Origin of the sequence: Rhodoblastus acidophilus, assembly GCF_009720655.1 — a bacterium.
Taxonomy (GTDB): Bacteria; Pseudomonadota; Alphaproteobacteria; order Rhizobiales; family Beijerinckiaceae; genus Rhodoblastus; species Rhodoblastus acidophilus_A.
Genome location: NZ_WNKS01000009.1, coordinates 44,367 through 62,455 on the forward strand (window position 1 = coordinate 44,367; position 18,089 = coordinate 62,455).

Annotated in this window: 12 protein-coding genes; 4 read left to right on the forward strand and 8 right to left on the reverse strand. The window is 61.9% G+C overall.

Annotated features, from left to right (window positions below):
• Positions 1 to 2: 2 nt before the first annotated feature.
• Entirely contained in the window at positions 3 to 1,970 is a 1,968-nt protein-coding gene (locus GJ654_RS11530; RefSeq protein WP_155446312.1) for a glycosyltransferase, read from the forward strand.
• A gap of 109 nt (positions 1,971 to 2,079) precedes the next feature.
• Positions 2,080 to 4,563: a glycosyltransferase gene (locus tag GJ654_RS11535; protein WP_155446313.1), complete on the forward strand. Its 2,484-nt coding sequence runs from the start codon at positions 2,080 to 2,082 to the stop codon at positions 4,561 to 4,563.
• Between the two features lie 38 nt (positions 4,564 to 4,601).
• Here GJ654_RS11535 and GJ654_RS11540 read toward each other — a convergent pair whose 3' ends face one another.
• The gene (locus GJ654_RS11540; RefSeq protein WP_155446314.1) at positions 4,602 to 5,489 is read right to left on the reverse strand and encodes a glycosyltransferase; all 888 of its coding nucleotides are present in this window, start codon (positions 5,487 to 5,489) and stop codon (positions 4,602 to 4,604) included.
• 349 nt (positions 5,490 to 5,838) lie between these two features.
• Between GJ654_RS11540 and GJ654_RS11545 the strand changes: the two genes are divergently transcribed.
• The gene (locus tag GJ654_RS11545) at positions 5,839 to 7,134 is read left to right on the forward strand and encodes an O-acetylhomoserine aminocarboxypropyltransferase/cysteine synthase family protein (RefSeq protein WP_155446315.1); all 1,296 of its coding nucleotides are present in this window, start codon (positions 5,839 to 5,841) and stop codon (positions 7,132 to 7,134) included.
• Between the two features lie 47 nt (positions 7,135 to 7,181).
• Here the strand turns inward: GJ654_RS11545 and GJ654_RS11550 are convergent, their stop codons facing one another.
• The 5 genes from GJ654_RS11550 to GJ654_RS21220 form a co-directional block, all read right to left on the reverse strand.
• Positions 7,182 to 7,760: an HXXEE domain-containing protein gene (locus tag GJ654_RS11550; RefSeq protein ID WP_155446316.1), complete on the reverse strand. Its 579-nt coding sequence runs from the start codon at positions 7,758 to 7,760 to the stop codon at positions 7,182 to 7,184.
• Positions 7,761 to 8,249: 489 nt separating this feature from the next.
• Positions 8,250 to 9,434: an efflux RND transporter periplasmic adaptor subunit gene (locus GJ654_RS11555; RefSeq protein ID WP_155446317.1), complete on the reverse strand. Its 1,185-nt coding sequence runs from the start codon at positions 9,432 to 9,434 to the stop codon at positions 8,250 to 8,252.
• On the reverse strand, positions 9,431 to 12,577 hold the full coding sequence (locus GJ654_RS11560) for an efflux RND transporter permease subunit (protein WP_155446318.1): 3,147 nt from the start codon (positions 12,575 to 12,577) through the stop codon (positions 9,431 to 9,433). Before GJ654_RS11560 ends, GJ654_RS11555 begins: the two co-directional genes overlap by 4 nt.
• Before the next feature lie 79 nt (positions 12,578 to 12,656).
• Positions 12,657 to 14,066, reverse strand: a complete 1,410-nt coding sequence (locus tag GJ654_RS11565; RefSeq protein ID WP_155446319.1) for a coniferyl aldehyde dehydrogenase — start codon at positions 14,064 to 14,066, stop codon at positions 12,657 to 12,659.
• 228 nt (positions 14,067 to 14,294) lie between these two features.
• A complete protein-coding gene (locus GJ654_RS21220; protein ID WP_246664711.1) occupies positions 14,295 to 14,462 on the reverse strand; it encodes a hypothetical protein in 168 nt (55 codons plus the stop codon).
• Here GJ654_RS21220 and GJ654_RS11570 point away from each other — a divergent pair.
• Positions 14,461 to 16,308, forward strand: coding sequence for a putative Ig domain-containing protein (locus tag GJ654_RS11570; RefSeq protein WP_246664712.1), 1,848 nt, complete (start codon positions 14,461 to 14,463; stop codon positions 16,306 to 16,308). The two genes, GJ654_RS21220 and GJ654_RS11570, sit on opposite strands and share 2 nt — an antisense overlap.
• Before the next feature lie 67 nt (positions 16,309 to 16,375).
• Here the strand turns inward: GJ654_RS11570 and GJ654_RS11575 are convergent, their stop codons facing one another.
• A complete protein-coding gene (locus GJ654_RS11575) occupies positions 16,376 to 16,675 on the reverse strand; it encodes a ferredoxin family protein (protein ID WP_155446321.1) in 300 nt (99 codons plus the stop codon).
• A gap of 104 nt (positions 16,676 to 16,779) precedes the next feature.
• Complete coding sequence (locus GJ654_RS11580; protein ID WP_155446322.1) at positions 16,780 to 18,087, reverse strand: FAD-dependent oxidoreductase; 1,308 nt, start codon at positions 18,085 to 18,087, stop codon at positions 16,780 to 16,782.
• Positions 18,088 to 18,089 lie beyond the last annotated feature (2 nt).

An 18,089-nucleotide genomic window follows, 5' to 3' on the forward strand; every position in this document is an offset into this window, starting at 1 on the left:
CGATGAATGAGCATTACCGCACTCCGGTTATTCTGATGTATCATTCGGTCCGCGATAGCGTCGACGGCGGGCCCTACGGCATCGAAATCACGCCTGAAAAATTCGAAAGCCAAATCGATTTTCTCACCTCGTATTTCCGCGTCATGCCGCTGGTTGACTTCATCGACGCGCTCAACAGCGGCGCCCGAACCGAGGGCATGGCCGCCATCACCTTCGATGATGCGTTTGAGGACAATCTCAGCGCGGCGGCGCCCATTCTGCGCAAATACAGCGCTCCGGCGACCGTTTTCGCGCCGACCGGATACATTGGCCGCTCCTATTTCTGGTGGGACGCGCTGCCTCGGCTCTGGTCGGCCGCGCCGGAGCGACTGGCGGAAGCCGAACAGGCGATCAGGACGCGGTTTCCCGACATCGCGCCCCAGGCGGCCAGCAGCAGCGCCCAATTTCAAACCGCTGTCTGGGACCGCCTTCGCCGGGTGCCGATGGACTTGGCTTATCAATTTACCGAAGAGTTCGCGGCGCGGCTCGGCGTTTCGCTCGAGAACCTGCCGCGTCCCGCGACAGAAAGTGAACTGCCGCAATTCGGCCGTTGGCCATTTGATCTCGGCTCGCATGGGGTTTCGCACAGGGTTCTGTCGTCATTGACGATGGACGATATGCATGAGGAGGCTCGCTCGTCACGACGCTTCTTGCAGGACCGCATTGGGCGGCCACCTGCCACTTTCTGTTATCCGTTCGGCCTTTCAGACCGCGATGTTCGTAACGCTGTCCGTGATGCCGGTTATGCCGGCGCCGTGAACGTCATGTCCAGTGACGCACCCATTCTGAATTATGGCGACCTGTTCGATTTGCCGAGGATCGACGGCGGCTTCGAGGATGCCGGCAATCTTGCCGTTAGAATGCGAAAGGTCGAAGAGATCAATGCCGGCGCCTTCATCGCCGCCCGATCAGCGCGGTTCGCGTCCGTGGCGGCCAACGCGCAACAGCAACCTAAAGGCGCCAGCCAGCGTGAGCGCAACTCTGATAGACCTGACGTCTCGATCATCATTCCTGTCTTCAACGCAGCGCCCTATTTGGAGGAGTGCCTGGATTCTGTGCTTGGGCAATCGCTCGAGACGATAGAGGTCATCTGCGTCGATGACGCATCCACGGACGATTCCGCTAAGATACTTCAGGAGGCGGCAGATCGAGACCCCCGCGTGCGCGTTCTATCGAATCCAGACAACCTGGGCGCCGGCCCATCCCGCAATCGTGGCCTCGACGCGGCCAGGGGCCGTTTCTTGCGCGTCGTCGATGCGGATGATTTGCTGCCGCGCGACTCCACCCAGGTGTTGCTCTCGCGCGCGGTCGCCAGCGGCGCAGACTTGGTTCGTGGCGCTTTAACGTGTTTTGCCGATCCCGATCCAGGCAAAATTGAATTCGTCATTGCGACGCGCGATCGCGTGAGTACGACTTTTTTTGACGATCGCGAGTTATGGATCCCCTATTGGCATCCGAGTTACCTTCTCGCTAGCGATCTTCTTCACGATGGCTCGATCCGCTACCCCGCTTTGCAATACGGCGAGGATCCAGTCTTCATGGCCAAGGTGTTGACGAAATCACGCCGAACATCGGTGATCGCCGACGTCGTCTATCTCTATCGACGTTATCCGAAATCGACCGGCTCGCTCGGCGGGAATTTCGCGCATGTCGTTGATTTTTTCCGCCACGCCTCGCTCGTGAAGGCGCTTTTTCTCGAATGTCATCCGCCAGCCTGGATTGAAGGCTACGGCGCCTTCCTGAAGTCTGAATTGCGCGGATTGCTGAGCCGCTGCACGCTCGACGGCGACCAGACTTCATACGTCAATATAGAAGCGCAAAAACTTTGGGGAAACGGTGAGTTGGTCGTGGATGCCGTCCCGCAGGACGTAAGGAATATTGCCGAACTCAAGAATGTTCGATCGCAATGTGTTTTACAAGAATTCGCCTAGAACTACTACTGAATAACAGTTGCGCTACTGAGAGTTAACATTCCGTTTGGTTATATCGCTTTCGCTGCCGAGACAATTTGCTGAGTTAGTCCACTGAAAGGCGATCGAGTTGAAAGGTGAGCAGATGCTCGAGCATCGACGTGTCCCGGTCATTTTAGTTTACCGCTCGGTTCAAACGACCGAGCAGGGAGGGGCAAACAGCGACGGCATCGCGCCTGACGACTTCGATCGTCATATCGACTTCCTGACCTCGAATTATCGGGTCGCGCCGCTGACTGAATTCATTGGCGCGCTTTCCAGTCGGGCGCGCATGGAAGGAATGGCGGCGATCACCTTCGATGGAGCCTTCTCCAACAATCTCGGCGCCGCAGCGGACATCTTGCGCAAATATCGCGCCCCTGCGACGGTCTTCGTGCCTGCCGGTCTGGTCGGGCGGCCCTATTACTGGTGGGACGCTCTTGCGAGCTTGTGGCCGAAGGTGGCGAAACTTCTGGCGGTGCAACCGGACATTCGCGCGCGCTTTCCGGACATCGCGCCGAATTCCGGACCTGACGGCTTGAAATCCCTGACCGGTCGCATGCGGCAACTCTCCGTCGACGAAGCCTATTGTCTCGTCGAGACTCTGGCAAAAGGCGTTGGCGCAACTCTCAAAAATTTGGCGCGGCCGGCGAACGAACGGGAACTGCCAAAATTTGCGCGCTGGCCGTTCGACTTTGGCTCCCAGGGGGTGGCGGACCGTCCGCTGACGTCTCTGACCCCGAACGAATTGCAGGACGAGTTTGACGGCTCGCACCGCTTTTTGACCGAGCGGTTTGGGCGGCCGCCCGCGTTCTTTTCCTACCCTTACGGCCTATGTGAACGCGAGTCGCGGCAGGCGGCGCGCGACGCGGGCTATATTGGCGCAGTGACTGTCTGCCATGGCGCCGAATCCGCATTATCTTTTCGCGATCTTTACGAGTTGCCTCGGCTCGATCCGGGTGTTCATGACATCGGCGATTTCGTCGCTCGCCTCAGGAAGCTCGATGAAGTCAACGGCCATATGCGCCGGAGCAGGGCTCGTTCCGCTCCGTTAGCGGTTGAAATCAGCCCGGAGCGGCGCTCGCTTTTTTCGCCTCTTCCTGCTCACGAATTCAGATCTCTAAGCGAAAACGACAAGACGCCATTCAGAACCGCGCCGATTGGGCGCTGGTGGGGCGCAGAGCGAGGCCGTCCTCTCGATCGCCCTTTCATTGAACAGTTCATCAGGACTCATGCCGGCGATATTCGGGGCAGGGTCCTCGAGATTCAGGCGCCGCTTTATTCCGGCGCCTGGGCCCGGCCAAGCGCGAACATCGATATTCTCGACATCGATCCTGAAAACAAGCTGGCCACTGTTGTTGACGATCTGCAATCCTGCGCATCGATCGCGGACGAAACCTATGATTGCATCGTCCTGACGCAGGTTATTCAACAGGTTCCGGACGTCGTGAGCACAATCAAAAGCCTCGCGCGGATCCTTCGACCCGGCGGTGTGTTGCTTGTGACCGCGTCAGCCATTACACAGGCGATTCAGATCAGCGGACTGGATTTCCATCATTCCTTCTTCAGGTCGGGGCTCAAGCGTCTCCTATCGCCCTATTTTGATTGCCCCCGCCTGTTGACGACGTCGCATGGCAACCTCGCCATCGCCACCTCCTTTCTGATGGGCCTTGCCGTCGAAGATGTGCCGCCAGATCTTTTTTCGGTGGACGACAGCGAATATCCAATCGTGGTGACGGCGCGAGCGATGAAGCCGCTGCCCGTCCCCGACGAAATTACATGGAGCGATGCGCCCGAGGCGCCGCGCGTCAGCGTCATCATCCCGATGCACAATGCCGAGCGGACCATCAAGGAAACCTTGTTCAGCGTCGCGCGTCAAAGCTTCGACAGCTTCGAAATCCTGGTCGTCGATGATGGCTCCACAGACGGATCGAGGCGGATTGCGGAAGAACTCGCCAGCCGCTCGAAGGGCCGCATTACGGTCTTGCAGCATCCTGGCGGGGTCAATCGAGGCCTCTCTTTGACGCGCAACGTGGCGATGGCGCGCGCGCGGGGGGAATTCCTCGTCTTTCTCGATTCAGACGACACGATCCATCCTGAAAAACTCGCGCACGACGTGGCCATTCTAGACGCCAATCCCGACGTGGCCGCCGTGGTCGGCCGCGCAATTTGGTGGTGGGACGGCGAGGGCGAGCAGGACGCGTATATTGACGTCGTTGGCCTGGAGCCTCACGACCGCATTATAGACCCTCCGGCCTTCTTTAACGAAACTTATGTGTTGGAGGCTGGCATAGCGCCCTGCGTGCACAGCTGGATGGCGCGAAAGTCCTGCATAGACCAAATCGATCCCTTTGACCCCGAGGCGATGACATACGAGGACCAGAAATTTCTCGCCGAGCTTTCGCTTCGCTTTCCAATCTATATCGCCTCCGCCTGCCTCTGCGAATATCGCCGTAAGGAAAGTTCGCTTTCGGTAGACGCCTACGCTTCGGGAGCGGAGCGGATCGCGCGCTCACGCTTCAAGGATTGGGTGAACAATATCCGGGACACGTCGCCTTTCTTTCACAATGAATAGCCGAGGTTTACGGCGCGGCTCCCGTTTCTATGGCTGGACTACGCCTCCGAGGACTCAAGTCCGAGGCGAGCGAGCATGTCGACACCGCAGGTTTGCGCCAATTCCTCAAAGGCCCAAGACTTTTGAGCAATAAAATATGCGCGAATGCGAGGGAGCGTTTCCTCGCATGTGTAATGCTCCGCCACCATTTTTTCGGGGGCCAGCTTGCGGAACGCCTCGTCGAGCCAACTGCCGCGCGGAGGCATTTTGTCCGCCATGTCCATGTAAGCGTGCATGGAGTTCATGGTCGAGACGAAGGCCGCGGATCGAACACGCGCCTCGACTTCGTCGCGAAATTCCGGCAGCCAAAGTTTGAAGGTTTCGATCCAGCGGATCGGATAGAATTCGTCCGCGCTGCCCCAATGGCTCGCCGGCGTTGGATAGCCCGCAAGCGTTTTTGAAAATACATGTGGTCCCAGATGCTCTCGAGACTGAATTGCGCTGCTGCTTTCGAGACAGTTTTTATAGAGATGTTCGATCATCGGGTCATGACGGGGAAATCTGATCTGGCTTGGCGCGAGCGCCGACGGATCGATCTCGGGAATAATCTGCGCCCAGGCATAATCGCAGACTGGAAATTCGGGTCGAAGACAAATGACGTCGGTGTCTGAATACCAGCCGCCGCGCATCCACAACAGCTTGAACCGGAAGAGATCGGAAAATGGTCCGACGTCGAGACGCCGAGTGACCGGGTTCATGTAGAGGAAAAGTTCTTCCTTCGGGATGATCTCATTTGCATCCTCGACGAGAACGCCTGGGGGAACTTCGAGGGGCTCATAGGCCCATAGTCGCGCCGTGTGTCCCAACTTAACGAAGGAAGCGACGCCGACCCAGTTTAGGATCGTCAGCGGGCCACCGTACCAGAAAAAATTGAATTCCGTCGTCATTCGCTTCGAACTGGTTATAGCGTCAGCCTAAAGTTAGAGCCACGGTAAGACTTGCCTGACGAACGCGTCAAGGGAAAGATTTGGCCCCCAAATTTTCTTTGGCTTCGTCAGCTTGCAATCGCCTGAAGAGATACACAGGCTGAACCGCCGCAGGACGAACGAATAGAGGCGCCTGACTACCGAAGCGTCGGTTTGGAGCTCGGCGCTGGCCGCGCACCGAGCTTCCACAATTACAGGCGAGCCGTGCATTTCAGTCTCGCTGTCGGCGCCCGAATCGGCACAATCTATGGCAACGTAGCGTCGGCGCCAGCGTTTTCGTCCGTGAAGCGCCGCGAACAAGGGGAACGCCATGGCGGTCAACAGCAAGAATCCCGAAACCCTCGTCCTCCATGCCGGCTGGCGGGCCGATCCGGCCACCGGCTCGGTGGCGCCGCCGATCTATCAGACCACCAGCTACCAGTTCCGCGACACCGAGCACGCCGCAAACCTGTTCGCGCTGAAGGAGTTGGGAAACATTTATACCCGCCTCGGCAATCCCACCACCGACATTCTGGAGCAGCGGTTGGCCGCGCTCGAAGGCGGCGCGGCGGCGCTGGTCGTGTCCTCGGGACAGGCCGCTTCCGCGTTTTCAGTGCAAAACCTCGCCAAGGCGGGCGACAATATCGTGTCCTCGACCGACCTTTATGGCGGCACTTGGAACCTGTTCGCCAACACGCTGAAAGACCAGGGGATTGAGGTCCGGTTCGTCGATCCCGCCGATCCCGAAAATTTTAAACGCGCCACCGACGCCCGCACCCGCGCCTATTATGCGGAAACCCTGCCCAACCCCAAACTCGCCGTGTTCCCCATCGCCGAAGTCGCGGCCATCGGCCGGGAGGTCGGCATTCCGCTGATCATGGACAATACCGCCGCGCCCATCCTGTGCCGTCCCTTCGACCATGGCGCCGCGATCATCGTCTATTCCACGACCAAATTCATTGGCGGCCATGGTTCGGCCATCGGCGGCGCGCTGATCGACGGCGGCAATTTTGACTGGGAGAAGTTTGCGGAACGCCAGCCGGCGCTCAACACGCCCGACCCGTCCTATCATGGCGCGGTGTGGACTGAAGCCGTCAAGCCGATCGGTCCGGTTGCCTATATCATCAAGGCGCGCACCACCCTTTTGCGCGACTTGGGTTCCGCCGCTTCGCCGTTCAACTCGTTCCTGACCTTGCAGGGGCTCGAAACCCTGCCGCTGCGCATGGAGCGCCATTGCGCCAATGCGATCGCCGTCGCGGCTTGGCTGTCGAAGCGGCCCGAGATCACCAAGGTGATCCACCCGTCGGTGCAGACCGGCGAGCCCCGCGCCCGCGCCGACAAATATTTGAAGGGCGGCTATGGCGCGCTGCTCGGGTTTGAGCTTTCGGGGGGCGCCGAGGCGGGCCGAAAGTTCATCGACGCCCTAAAACTGTTTTATCATGTCGCCAATATCGGCGACGCCCGCAGCCTCGCCATTCATCCGGCTTCGACCACGCATTCGCAGCTGGATGAAGCCGCGCAACTGTCCACCGGCGTTTCGCCGGGCTATGTGCGGCTGTCGATCGGGCTGGAGCACATCGACGATATTTTGGCGGATCTCGATCAGGCGCTGAACGCGGCGGGGTGACTTTTTTGTCCGGCGGGCGGCGGTTGAACGCGTCGCCCGCGCAGGGATTAGGCGGCTTCGGCCGCCTTCCGCCTGATCCGCCTGAGAACATGGGCGATGATCAGAAGGTGCAGGAGGAGCGCCAGGCCCAGGCCCGCATAATGAAAACCCGCCCCGACCGGTCCGATGGCGTAAAGCGTCGCCAGGCTGAGGGGCAGGAACAGGAACAGCGACGTGAGCAGCCCGGGATTATAGCTGCGAAAGCGCACGGAGGCGCCGATATGGGTGACGCCGTTCACCAGCATCGCATAGGGCGCCACCAGCCCATAGCCGGCGCCCCAGAGCCATGCCGCATAGAGCGCGGCCAGATTGAGACCCCAGACGACCGGAAGGTTGATCACGAGAACCGCGGTGACGCTGAGCGCGTTGCGGCCGCCGAAGACCCGCTGGTTGACGAACGTGCGGAAGCGATCTCCCGTATGCTCCTCGACCTGGTGGACCATATAGCCGGGGCTGTGCAGAAACAGCAGCACAAGCGGCAGCGCATAGGCCGCAGAGAGCAGCGGCAGAACGGCGAGGAGCGTCGCCGCCATGAACCCGGCGGCGGACACCCAACGGCTGTACAGCCATTTTATCAGGTCTTGCATGGACGCCTACCATGGTTGGATGAGCGATGCGGGATGCCGGCCGGCAGCGGGCGGCGGTTTTTGAAAATTTCTACGCAGGGTTGTAGCTTGTCCGTTCAGAACACCCTTGAACATGTGAATTTTCTGCGAATTTCGTGCGAATTTCCGCAAAAATCGTGCGATTTTTGCGCATGCAACTCTTCGGTTGTGTACGAGATCCTGTGGTCCCACACGGCGGATGTTTGGCGGCGGGCCAGGGGATGTCGATAAAATTCTCTTTTCATACAAGAGTTTACGGCAGGGTGACGCCCTTGACTCGTTTCACGTGAAACATATAGTGAACAAAATCTTGTGCTTACCGCGTTTTCACTTTTGACCACGGCCTGCTGGAAATTCGCGGACAGGAACGAATGATACGATTTTCGAACTGATCCTTCGGAAATCGTATGACGCCTCATCCCGCTCAAAATCCTCCAGCCGTCTTGAGCGTCATTCGATCCCGTCCCCTGCCTACTGCACGCTGACCTTGTCCCCCTCCGCAATCGCGTCCGGCGGGTTGATGATCACTTTTTCCGTCGGCGTCAGGCCGCCCGCGATCTCCAGCGTGGCGCCGAGGTCGTTGACGATGCTGATCGGGCGCAGATGCGCCTTGCCCTCCGCATCCACCACGACCACCACCGGGCCTTCCGAGCGGAACAGCAGCGTGTTCGCCGGGATCGACAGCGGGCCCTTGGGCGGCATCGGCAGCGACACCTGCACATAGGCGCCCGGCGTCAGTTCGCCGTCCGGATTGGGCAGGGCCAGTTCGATGGTTTGCGAGCGCGTCGCGACATTGATCGCGCCGGCGATGCGCGTGACTTCGGCGGCGAAGCTCTTGCCCGGCAGTTCCGGCTGGGTCACCTTGACCTTGTCGCCGACCTTGATGCCGCCCGCATAGGCCTGGGGCGCGTCAATACGAACGCGCAGCGGGTCCGGGCGCGCCATGGAGAACAGGGCGGAGCCGGTGCTGCCCGCCGTGATCAGATTGCCAAGGTCGACGTTGCGCTGGGTGATGACGCCGTCGAAGGGCGCCTGCACGTGCTTGAACGCGGTGGTTTCCTGCAATTGCTTGAGATAGGCCTCGGCGGAGGTTTGCAGCGCCACGGAGGTGTCATAGGCGTTCTGCTTGACGTCGAGGTCCTGCTTGGCGACCGAATTCTGCGTGAACAGCGTTTTCCAGCGTTTGAGCGCCGCCTCCGCCAGGGCGACATTGGCCTTGGCCTGTTCGAGTTGCGCCCGGGCCTGGGCGACCTGCTGGTCGAGCTCCGGCGTGTCCAGTTCCGCCAGCACCTGCCCCTTTTTGACCTTGGCGCCGATATCGACGGCGAAGGCGCGCACATAGCCGGTGACGCGGGCGTAGATGGCGGTCTCGTTGTCGCCGCGCAGGGTCGCCGGCAGGGTGAGCGCGTTGCTGCTCTTGCTCGGCGCGGGGCTGATGGTTTTGACAAAAATCTTCTGGCCTTGCGCCGACTGCTCTTCCAGCGCCGCTTGCGCCGCGCCGCGCCCGAGCAGGACGCGCCCCGCGCCAATCGCCAGCACGATCAGAAAAATCAGGGCGAAAATTTTGGCGGTCCGCGCCACGCCGCCTCGTTTTGGCAGATGCATCTGGCCGTCGGGGTTTTGCAGCCCCATGGACTGGTGGGTCTTCTTGGTCACGCGTGAGTCCTGCGGCCGAAGGAATGGGCGCCGGCGAACACCAGCGGCACGAACAGCAAAGTCGAGAAGGTGGCGAAAATCAGACCGCCGATGACGGCGCGGCCCAGCGGCGCGTTCTGCTCGGCGCCTTCGCCCAGGCCCAGCGCCATCGGGATCATGCCGACGATCATGGCGAAAGCGGTCATCAGCACCGGGCGGATGCGGGTCGCGCCGGCTTCGAGCGCCGCCGACAGCGGGGAAAGCCCTTGCGCCAGTTTTTCGCGCGCGAAGGAGACGAGGAGGATGGAGTTCGCGGTGGCGACGCCGGTGGTCATGATCGCGCCGGTGAGGGCGGGGACGGACAGCGGCGTGCCCGTGATGAACAGCATCCAGGCGATGCCCGCGAGCGCGGCGGGCAGGGCGCTGATGATGATCAAGGGGTCAAGCAGCGACTGGAAGTTGACGACAATCAGCAGATAGACCAGCACGATGGCGACGAGCACGCCGATCCCGAGCCCGATGTAGGAGCTTTTCATCGTCGGCGCTTGTCCGCGCAGGGCGATGTCGTAGCCGCGCGGCAGATTTGCGCGCGCCTGAGCGACGATCTTTTCGACCTCCGCGCTGACGGCGCCGAGATCGCGGCCCTCGACGCTGACATAGATGTCGATGGCGGGTCGCAGATTGTAGCGCGACATCAGCGCGACTTCGGCGCCGGGGCGGACCGTGGCGAGATTCCCCAACAATTGCGGCGCGGCGCCCGCCGACGCCCCCGCCGAGACCGGCGTCGCCAAGAGGTCGTCGACGCTGGTCATGCGGTATTGCGGCGTCTGCGCGGTGACATTGTAGGTGATGGCGTTGCGCGGATCGAGCCAGAACGTGGGCGTGGTCTGGTTGCTGCCCGACAGCGAAATCAGCACGTTCTGCACAAGGCTGTTGGCGTTGAGGTTGACCTGCTGCATGCGCACGCGGTCCATGTCGAGCCGCAGGCTCGGCGCGTCGAGCCTTTGCAGGATATGCACGTCGACGGCGCCGGGAATTTTTCTGATTTGCTGGGCGATCTCCGCGGCCCGCCCAAAACTCTGGCGCAGGTCGGCGCCGAGGATTTGCACGTCGATGGCCGCGGGTTGGCCAAAGTTGAGAATCTGGCTGACGATGTCGGCGGGCTGGAAGAAGAATTCCACGCCGGGGAATTGTTCCGGCAGGGTTTTGCGCAGCGCCTTCACATATTCGCTCGACGGGCGGTGATCGCCTTTCAGCGCGATCATGATTTCGGCGTCGAGCGTGCCGATGGTTCCGGCGTTGCTGTAGGACAGGTTGATGCCGGAATAGGGCAGGCCGATGTTGTCGAGGATGGAATCGAGTTCGTCCGGCGGGATTTTGGTGCGGATGAAGGCGTCGACCTGATCGGCGATGCGCGCGGTCTCCTCGATGCGCGTGCCCGTGGGGGCGCGCATGTGTAGGCGGATGGCGGGCGAGTCCACCGCCGGAAAGAAATCCTGGCCGAGCGTGAAAAACAGGCCGAGCGACGCCGCCCAGAACAGGATGAACGCGCCCCCGATCAGTTTTCGGCGGGTGAGCAGCACGCTGAGCAGCACGACGTAGAAGGCGCGGACTTTTTCGAAGAAGATCTCGAATTTTTTTTGCGCCCGCGAGAAAAAATTGCGGCTTTGGCCGTGCTCGGCGCCGGGCGCGCGCAGCAGAAGCAGCGCGAGGGTTGGCACCAGCGTGCGCGAAAGGATGTAGGAGGCGAGCATGGCGAAGACCACGGCCTCCGCCAGCGGCACAAACAAAAATTTGGCGACGCCGGTGAGAAAGAACATCGGCGTGAACACGATGCAGATGCACAGGGTCGAGACCAGCGCGGGAAGCGCGATTTCGCCCGCGCCCTCGTAGACCGCGTCGTAGAGCCCCTTGCCCATGTGCAGGTGGCGCTCGATGTTCTCGATGGTCACCGTCGCGTCGTCCACCAGAATGCCGACCGCCAGCGCCAGTCCGCCGAGCGTCATGATGTTGATGGTTTGGCCCAATGCGTCGAGCGCCAGCAGCGAGGCCAGAATCGACAGCGGGATCGAGATGGCGATGATGATGGTCGCCCGCCAATTGCCTAGGAACAGCAGGATCAGCGCGGCGGTGAGGCCGGCGGCGATCGCCGCTTCCTTGACCACGCCGGAGATGGCGGCGCGCACATAGACCGACTGGTCGAACAGGGCGCGCATCGTGATGTCCGGCGGCAGCAGTTTTTGCGCGCGCTCCAGCGTGGTCTTGAGATTGTCGACGATGGCGAGCGTCGAGACGGAGCCGTTCTTGAGCACCGACTGCAAGACGCCGCGCACGCCGTCGAGCCGCACGATGTTGGTTTGCGGCGAGAAACCGTCGCGCACATGGGCGACCTCGCGCAAAAGCGTGACGGCGCCGTTCGTTGTGCGCACCGGCAGGTTGTTGAGCCCCTCCACCGTGGTTGGCGAGCCGTTCATGCCGACGATGAATTCGGTGGGGCCCATTTTCGCCGTGCCCGAGGGCAGGATCAGGTTTTGCGCGCTGACGGCGTTGACGACATCGGCCGGCGTCAAACCCTTGGCGAGCAAGGCGGCGTTGTCGAGATCGACGGCGATGAGGCGCTGCTTGCCGCCGAACGGCCACGGACTGGCGACGCCGGGAATGGTGATCAGTTGCGGGCGCAGAACGTTGGTGGAGTTGTCGAACACCGCCTGCTCCGGCAGCGTCGCGCTGGATAGGGCCAGTTGCGTCACCGGAATGGCGGAGGCGGAATAGGTGATGATCAGCGGCGGCTGCGTGCCGACCGGCAGGAGGCGCACCATCACCTGCTCGCTCGCCAGCGTCTGCGCGATGGCCGTGCCGATATTCGCGCCGGGCTGGAAGAAGATCTTTATGACGGACACGCCGTTGTACGACTGGGACTCCACGTGTTCGATGTCGTTGACCGTGGTCGTCAAAATGCGTTCGGCCGGGCCGGTGATGCGGTTGCCCATCTCCTGCGCGGAGAAGCCGGTGTAGTTCCAGATCACGCTGATGACGGGGATGTTGATGTCCGGCAGGATGTCCACCGCCATCGTCAGCAGCATGTAGGGGGTGGCGAGCAGGATCGTCAGCGCCATGACGATGAAGGTGTAAGGGCGCTGAAGCGCTATTCTGACGATCCACATGGGTGACGCACATCCCGGCGCGCCCGCCCGCATGGGGCGCGCTTGATTTATGACTGGCTAGTCGATTTGAGAAAGCCGTTCAACCCCGCAGCAGGAAGCGCAGAATTGCCTCGGTGACCTTGCCATAAGGCGGATGCAGCAGGATACGGCTGTTGAGGCGGCTTTGCAGCAAGACCGGCTTTGCATGAGAGAAAGCGCGGAAACCGGCCTCGCCGTGATAGGCGCCCATGCCCGACGGGCCGATGCCGCCGAAGGGCAGGTTTTCGGCGATGAAATGGCTGAGGGTCTCGTTGACGGTGACGCCGCCGGAATGGGTGCGCGCCAGCAGCTTTTGCAGGTTCTGGTCTTCCGGCCCGAAATAGTAGAGGGCCAAAGGCCGAGGCCGGGCGTTGACGAAATCCAGCGCCGCTTCAAAAGTCTCGTAACCGACAACCGGCAGAACCGGACCAAAAATTTCCTCGCGCATGACCGCCAGATTTTCGCCGGGATCGACGATCAGCGTCGGCGGCAGCTTGCGGCTTTGCGGCGGCGGATTTTCGTTCGCCGGGTCGATGGCGACGATTTTCGCCCCGCCTTGCTTCGCCTCTTCGATCAACTGCGCGAGACGCGCGTAATGCTGGCCGTTGATAACCGACGTATAGTCGGCATTGTCGAGCAGAGTCGGGTAGAGTTTTGTCACCGCCCCGACAAAGTGCTGAACAAATTGTTGGCTGGACCCGGCGGGCAGCAAAACATAGTCCGGCGCGATGCAGGTCTGGCCCGCGTTCATCAGCTTGCCCGCGGCGATGCTGGCGGCGGCCTCGGCGAGATCGGCGGCCGGCGCGATCACGCAAGGCGATTTGCCCCCGAGTTCAAGCGTCGTCGGCGTCAAGTTTTCGGCGGTCGCGGCCAAAACCTTGCGGCCGACCGGCGTCGAGCCGGTGAACAGCAGGTGGTCGAAGGGCAGGCGGCAGAAGGCGGCCCCGACCTCCGGTCCGCCCTGGACGACGGCGACGTCCTCCTCGGGGAATAGGCCGCCGAGCATGTCCGCAAGAGCTTCCGCCGTGCGCGGGGTCAGTTCGGATGGCTTGATCATCACGCGGTTGCCGGCGGCGAGCGCCGCCACCAGCGGCGCAAGCGCCAGTTGCACCGGGTAATTCCAGGGGCTGACGACGCCGACGACGCCAAGCGGTTGCTGAACGATGCGGCCGCGGCTCGGCGCCAGTTCGAGGCCTGGCCAAACTAGCCGGGGGCGCATCCAGCGCCACAAATGGAAGCGCGCGTGACGCACGGCGGCGATGACGGGGAAAATCTCCGCCATCAGGGTTTCATGGCGCGACCTGTGGCCGAAATCGGCGCGAACGGCTTCGGCCAGGTCGTCGGCGTTCGCCTTCACCGCATGGGCGAGACGTTTCAGCGTTGCGCGGCGCTGCGTGAGGTCGGGCGGTCCATCGCGCAGGAACGCGCGACTCTGGCGCTCAAGGATCGATGCGGGCGACTGGTTGTTCATCGGCGCGCTCCCCAAAATTTTAAGAAATAGTTTACACCTTGACGAGAATGCCGGCCAGTCATTCAGCGTCGCCTTAAGGTCTCGCGTGCAGGTTGCGCCCACGTGGCTAATCCCGGCCGTTGGACGCGACCAGATCGAGGCCTTGATGTCTTTCTCTTCTTCGCTTTCGCGCAATCATTCCCTGTTCGATCAAAACGATGATTTTTCCCTCGCGCCGCTCCCGCCCGTTCACGCCGCGACGGCCGACTGGAGCGCGTTGCTGTTCGCCGCCGCGCCGGCGCCGAGCGCGACAACCGCCGCGACACCTTTGAAAGCCGCAGCGCCGCTGGTTTCGGCGACCTCGACGCCGCCTGCCTGGGTCAGCAAAATCGCCACGGCGGCGATCGCGACCGACATGAAGGCGGCGATCGTCAACGGCGTGGTGACGGAGGCCGGGCTCGCCAAGCTGATGACCGATCTGGCGTCGAGCCTCGGCTCCGGCAAGCTGACCTCCGCTCAGTTCGCGGATCTCAAAACCATCGCGGCCAATCTCAACGTCGGCGTCTCGACATCCGCCTATCTGACCTATGTGTTCAACGCGCTGGTCAACGGCCACGCCGCCAATGCGACCTGGACCGGCGGAAACGCCGCGTCCGTCGCGCTGGGCAACCTCGCCGCCGGCGCCAAGGCCACCCAGGTTTCGGAACTCACCGGCAAATGGCTGCTGGGAACCGATCTGCCCAGCAGCAGCGTGGTCATGGGCTCGACCAAATTCAGCGTGAGCGAATCCGCCCCGAACCTGCCCCTGTTCGCTTCCGGCGGTCCGAGCATGAACGACATCAACCAGGGCTATCTCGGCGACTGCTATTTCCTATCGAGTTGCGCGGAAGTGGCTTTTCAAAATCCGAGCCTGATCTCGTCCATGTTCACCGACAACGGCAACGGGACCTATGGCGTGCGCCTGTACGAGAAGGGCGTCGCGCACTATGTGACCGTGAACAGCCAGTTGGCCAATGGCGGAACGATTTTCAACCACGCGGCCGACCTGTGGGCGAGTCTCGCCGAAAAAGCTTATGCGCAATTGCAGGCGAGCGGCGCCTACACCGGAAACACCATCAGCGGCAATTCCTACAGCGCCATCGGCAACGGCGGCAATCCGATCTACGGGCTCGAAGCCCTGACGGGTTCGAAAGCCCTGCAGGAGTTCCACGGCACATCCTCCGGCTGGACCGGCTACACGCTCAACGCCAGTTTTTCCACCACCGCCTATGCCGCCAACCAGTCGAACTCGACGCTGCTCGCGGAACTGATCGCCGATCTCAAGGCGCATGACGACGTCATCCTGTGCTCCAACACCAACGCTTGGGATTCGCTGGGCAAGCAGACCCTGGTCGCGGGACACGCCCTGTCCATCTATGGCTACAACACGGCGACCGGCCTCTTGCAGATTCGAAATCCCTGGGGTGCGGCGTCGGGGCAGCGATGGGCCACGACTTTTGAGGTCAGCCTCGACACGCTGCGCGCGGCCGGCGACTGGATCATGGTGGACAGCGCCGGCGGCGCTTTGGCGCCCATGCTGGTCAAGCAGACGGCGGCGCAGACTTTTGTGAAGGGCGCGGCGACCTCGTTCTCCATCGCGGGCGCCTTCGTCGATCCGACCGGCCTCGCGCTGACCTATACGGCGACCCAGGCCAATGGCTCGGCCCTGCCGAACTGGCTGGCGTTCAACGCGTCGACGGGCCTGTTTTCCGGAACGGCGCCGACGACGGCCTCAGGCGTCACCGTGGTCCTCACCGCCAGGGATTCCGCCGGCCTGACGGCGAGCGAGACCTTTGGCGTCGCTGTCGCGGCGCCGGCCGCGCCCAAATTGACGGCGCAGACCGCCAACCAGAAGGCGACCGGCGGCAAGGCGGTGAGTTTTGCGATCGCGGCCAACACGTTTACCGATCCGCAGGGCGAGGCGCTGACCTACAGCGCGACGCAAGGCAATGGTTCGGCGCTGCCGGGCTGGCTCAAGTTCAATGCGGCGACGCGGCAGTTTTCGGGAACGGCGCCCACGGCCGGCGGAACTTTTGCGCTGAAGGTGACGGCGACGGATACCGGCGGCGCCTCGAATTTCGAAACGTTCAATCTCACGGTTTCCTCGTCGGGCGCGGCAAAGGTCGCGTCGCTGCTGAGCGCCGCGCCGGGCGGGTTTTTCAGCCCGGCGTCGCCGGTGGTCGATTCCGCCGCCGTCCTCGGCCTGCTCGCGCCGACATATTGAATCAGGCGCAAACAAAAGCCCCGCGCCTTTTCGAGCGCGGGGCTTTTTGTTTCTATAATCCGTTCGGTCAGCCGAACTTGAACAGGATGCCGTAGCCACCGCGCGGATAGTTCCAGGTGATCTCGCCCGTCTCCTCGCACAACACACGGCAGGTGCCGCATTCGAGGCAGCCGTCGGCGGCGATCTCGACCTGGCCGGATTCCGCTTCGGTGTAGCAGCCCGCCGGGCACAGATGCGTCATCGCCAAAAGGTTTTTTGACGGCTTTTCATGCGGCGCGATCTTGATGTGCGGCTGGCCCGCGTCGACCAGATAGCGGTTCTGATAGAGTTTCTCTTCGACCTTCTGGAATTGCGCCTCAATGCCCATGTGAGACTCCTCCGATCTGTAATGGCGGGCCTGTCGGGTTTGTCCGGTCGGCGCGCCTGCTAAGGGGAATTACGCAAGTTCGGCGCCATCGGGCGCCGAGCAGATTAGCGCCAGGCTCTCGCAAACCGCATGGCGTCGCCGAGGAGGCCGAGGGCGCCGCGCGACTTGCGGAAGCTCGAAAAGGTGGTCTTTTCTTTCTCGATCTTCGGCGTGCCGTCGACCCGCACGAAATTCTCCATCGCCTTGGCGACGAGCTGCGGATAGGTGAGGAACAGGTTTGAAGCCTGCGTGTGCAGCAGCTCCGGCATGTCCTTGTACTTCTTCAGATCCTTGATGACGAAGGAATCGTCGAGCATCTTCTTGTAAAGGGCGAGGTTTTCGGCCGTGAAGGGGTCGCGGCGCGACTTGATCTGGTAGATTGCCTCGCCGGCGATGCGGCCGGAGGTCATTGCGAGGTTCGAGCCCTCGCGATGCACGGCGTTGTTGAGCTGCGCGGCGTCGCCGCAGATCACATAGCCAGGACCGAACAGTTTCGGGATCGCCTTGTAGCCACCTTCCGGGATCAGATGCGCGGCATATTCCTTGACCTCCGAGCCGGCGATCAGCGGCGCCACCGACGGATGCTTCTTGAACAGGTCGAGCAATTGCGCCGGCGATGTCTGGTTGTCGGCGAAATCCGACACAAGGCAGCCCAGGCCGACCGAAATGCTCTCCTTATTGGTGTAGATGAAGCCCATGCCGGCCATTCCCTTGGAAATGGTTCCGGCGGCCTCGATCACCACGCCTTCGTCGCCCTTGATGTTGAAGCGCTGCTCGATCACCTCGGCCGGCAGGAAGTGCATTTCCTTCACGGCCAGCGCGACCTGCGACGCCTGCGGGCGCGGGCGCAGTTCCGCTCGGGTGCCGAGCAGGCCGTTCACGCCTTCCGCCAGCACGACGACATCGGCGTGGATCGGGCCGCCCGAGCGGTCGGTGCGCACGCCCACCACTTTGCCATACGCGTCCTGGATCAGCTCCACCGCAGTGGTCTCGCACAACAGGATCACGCCTTTCGCGCGCGCCTGTTGAGAAAACCAGCGGTCGAACTGCGAGCGAATGATGGTGTAGCGGTTGCCCTTCTCCTCGTTGAAATCGTCGTTGCGGTAATGCATGCCGGTGTGGGCGGTGTCCGACATCAGCCAGAAGCGCTGCTCGATCAGGTGGCGCTCCAGCGGCGCCTCGTTGCGGAATTCCGGGATGATCTTCTCGACCATGTCCGCGTAGAGAATGCCGCCCTGCACGTTTTTCGAGCCGGGATATTCGCCGCGCTCCAGTTGCAGCACTTTCAGCCCGCGCGAGGCCATCGTATAGGCGGCGGCGTTGCCGGCCATGCCGGCGCCGATGACGATCGCGTCAAATTTTTCGTCGATCATGT

What these genes read in the sequence shown, in the direction of transcription:
- GJ654_RS11570 (WP_246664712.1), top strand. Translation starts at nt 14,461, where the DNA reads ATGAAGGCGGCGATCGTCAACGGCGTGGTGACGGAGGCCGGGCTCGCC.
- GJ654_RS11540 (WP_155446314.1), bottom strand. Translation starts at nt 5,489, where the DNA reads ATGACGACGGAATTCAATTTTTTCTGGTACGGTGGCCCGCTGACGATC.
- GJ654_RS11550 (WP_155446316.1), bottom strand. Translation starts at nt 7,760, where the DNA reads ATGCAAGACCTGATAAAATGGCTGTACAGCCGTTGGGTGTCCGCCGCC.
- GJ654_RS11580 (WP_155446322.1), bottom strand. Translation starts at nt 18,087, where the DNA reads ATGATCGACGAAAAATTTGACGCGATCGTCATCGGCGCCGGCATGGCC.
- GJ654_RS11530 (WP_155446312.1), top strand. Translation starts at nt 3, where the DNA reads ATGAATGAGCATTACCGCACTCCGGTTATTCTGATGTATCATTCGGTC.
- GJ654_RS11545 (WP_155446315.1), top strand. Translation starts at nt 5,839, where the DNA reads ATGGCGGTCAACAGCAAGAATCCCGAAACCCTCGTCCTCCATGCCGGC.
- GJ654_RS11560 (WP_155446318.1), bottom strand. Translation starts at nt 12,577, where the DNA reads ATGTGGATCGTCAGAATAGCGCTTCAGCGCCCTTACACCTTCATCGTC.
- GJ654_RS11565 (WP_155446319.1), bottom strand. Translation starts at nt 14,066, where the DNA reads ATGAACAACCAGTCGCCCGCATCGATCCTTGAGCGCCAGAGTCGCGCG.
- GJ654_RS21220 (WP_246664711.1), bottom strand. Translation starts at nt 14,462, where the DNA reads ATGTCGGTCGCGATCGCCGCCGTGGCGATTTTGCTGACCCAGGCAGGC.
- GJ654_RS11575 (WP_155446321.1), bottom strand. Translation starts at nt 16,675, where the DNA reads ATGGGCATTGAGGCGCAATTCCAGAAGGTCGAAGAGAAACTCTATCAG.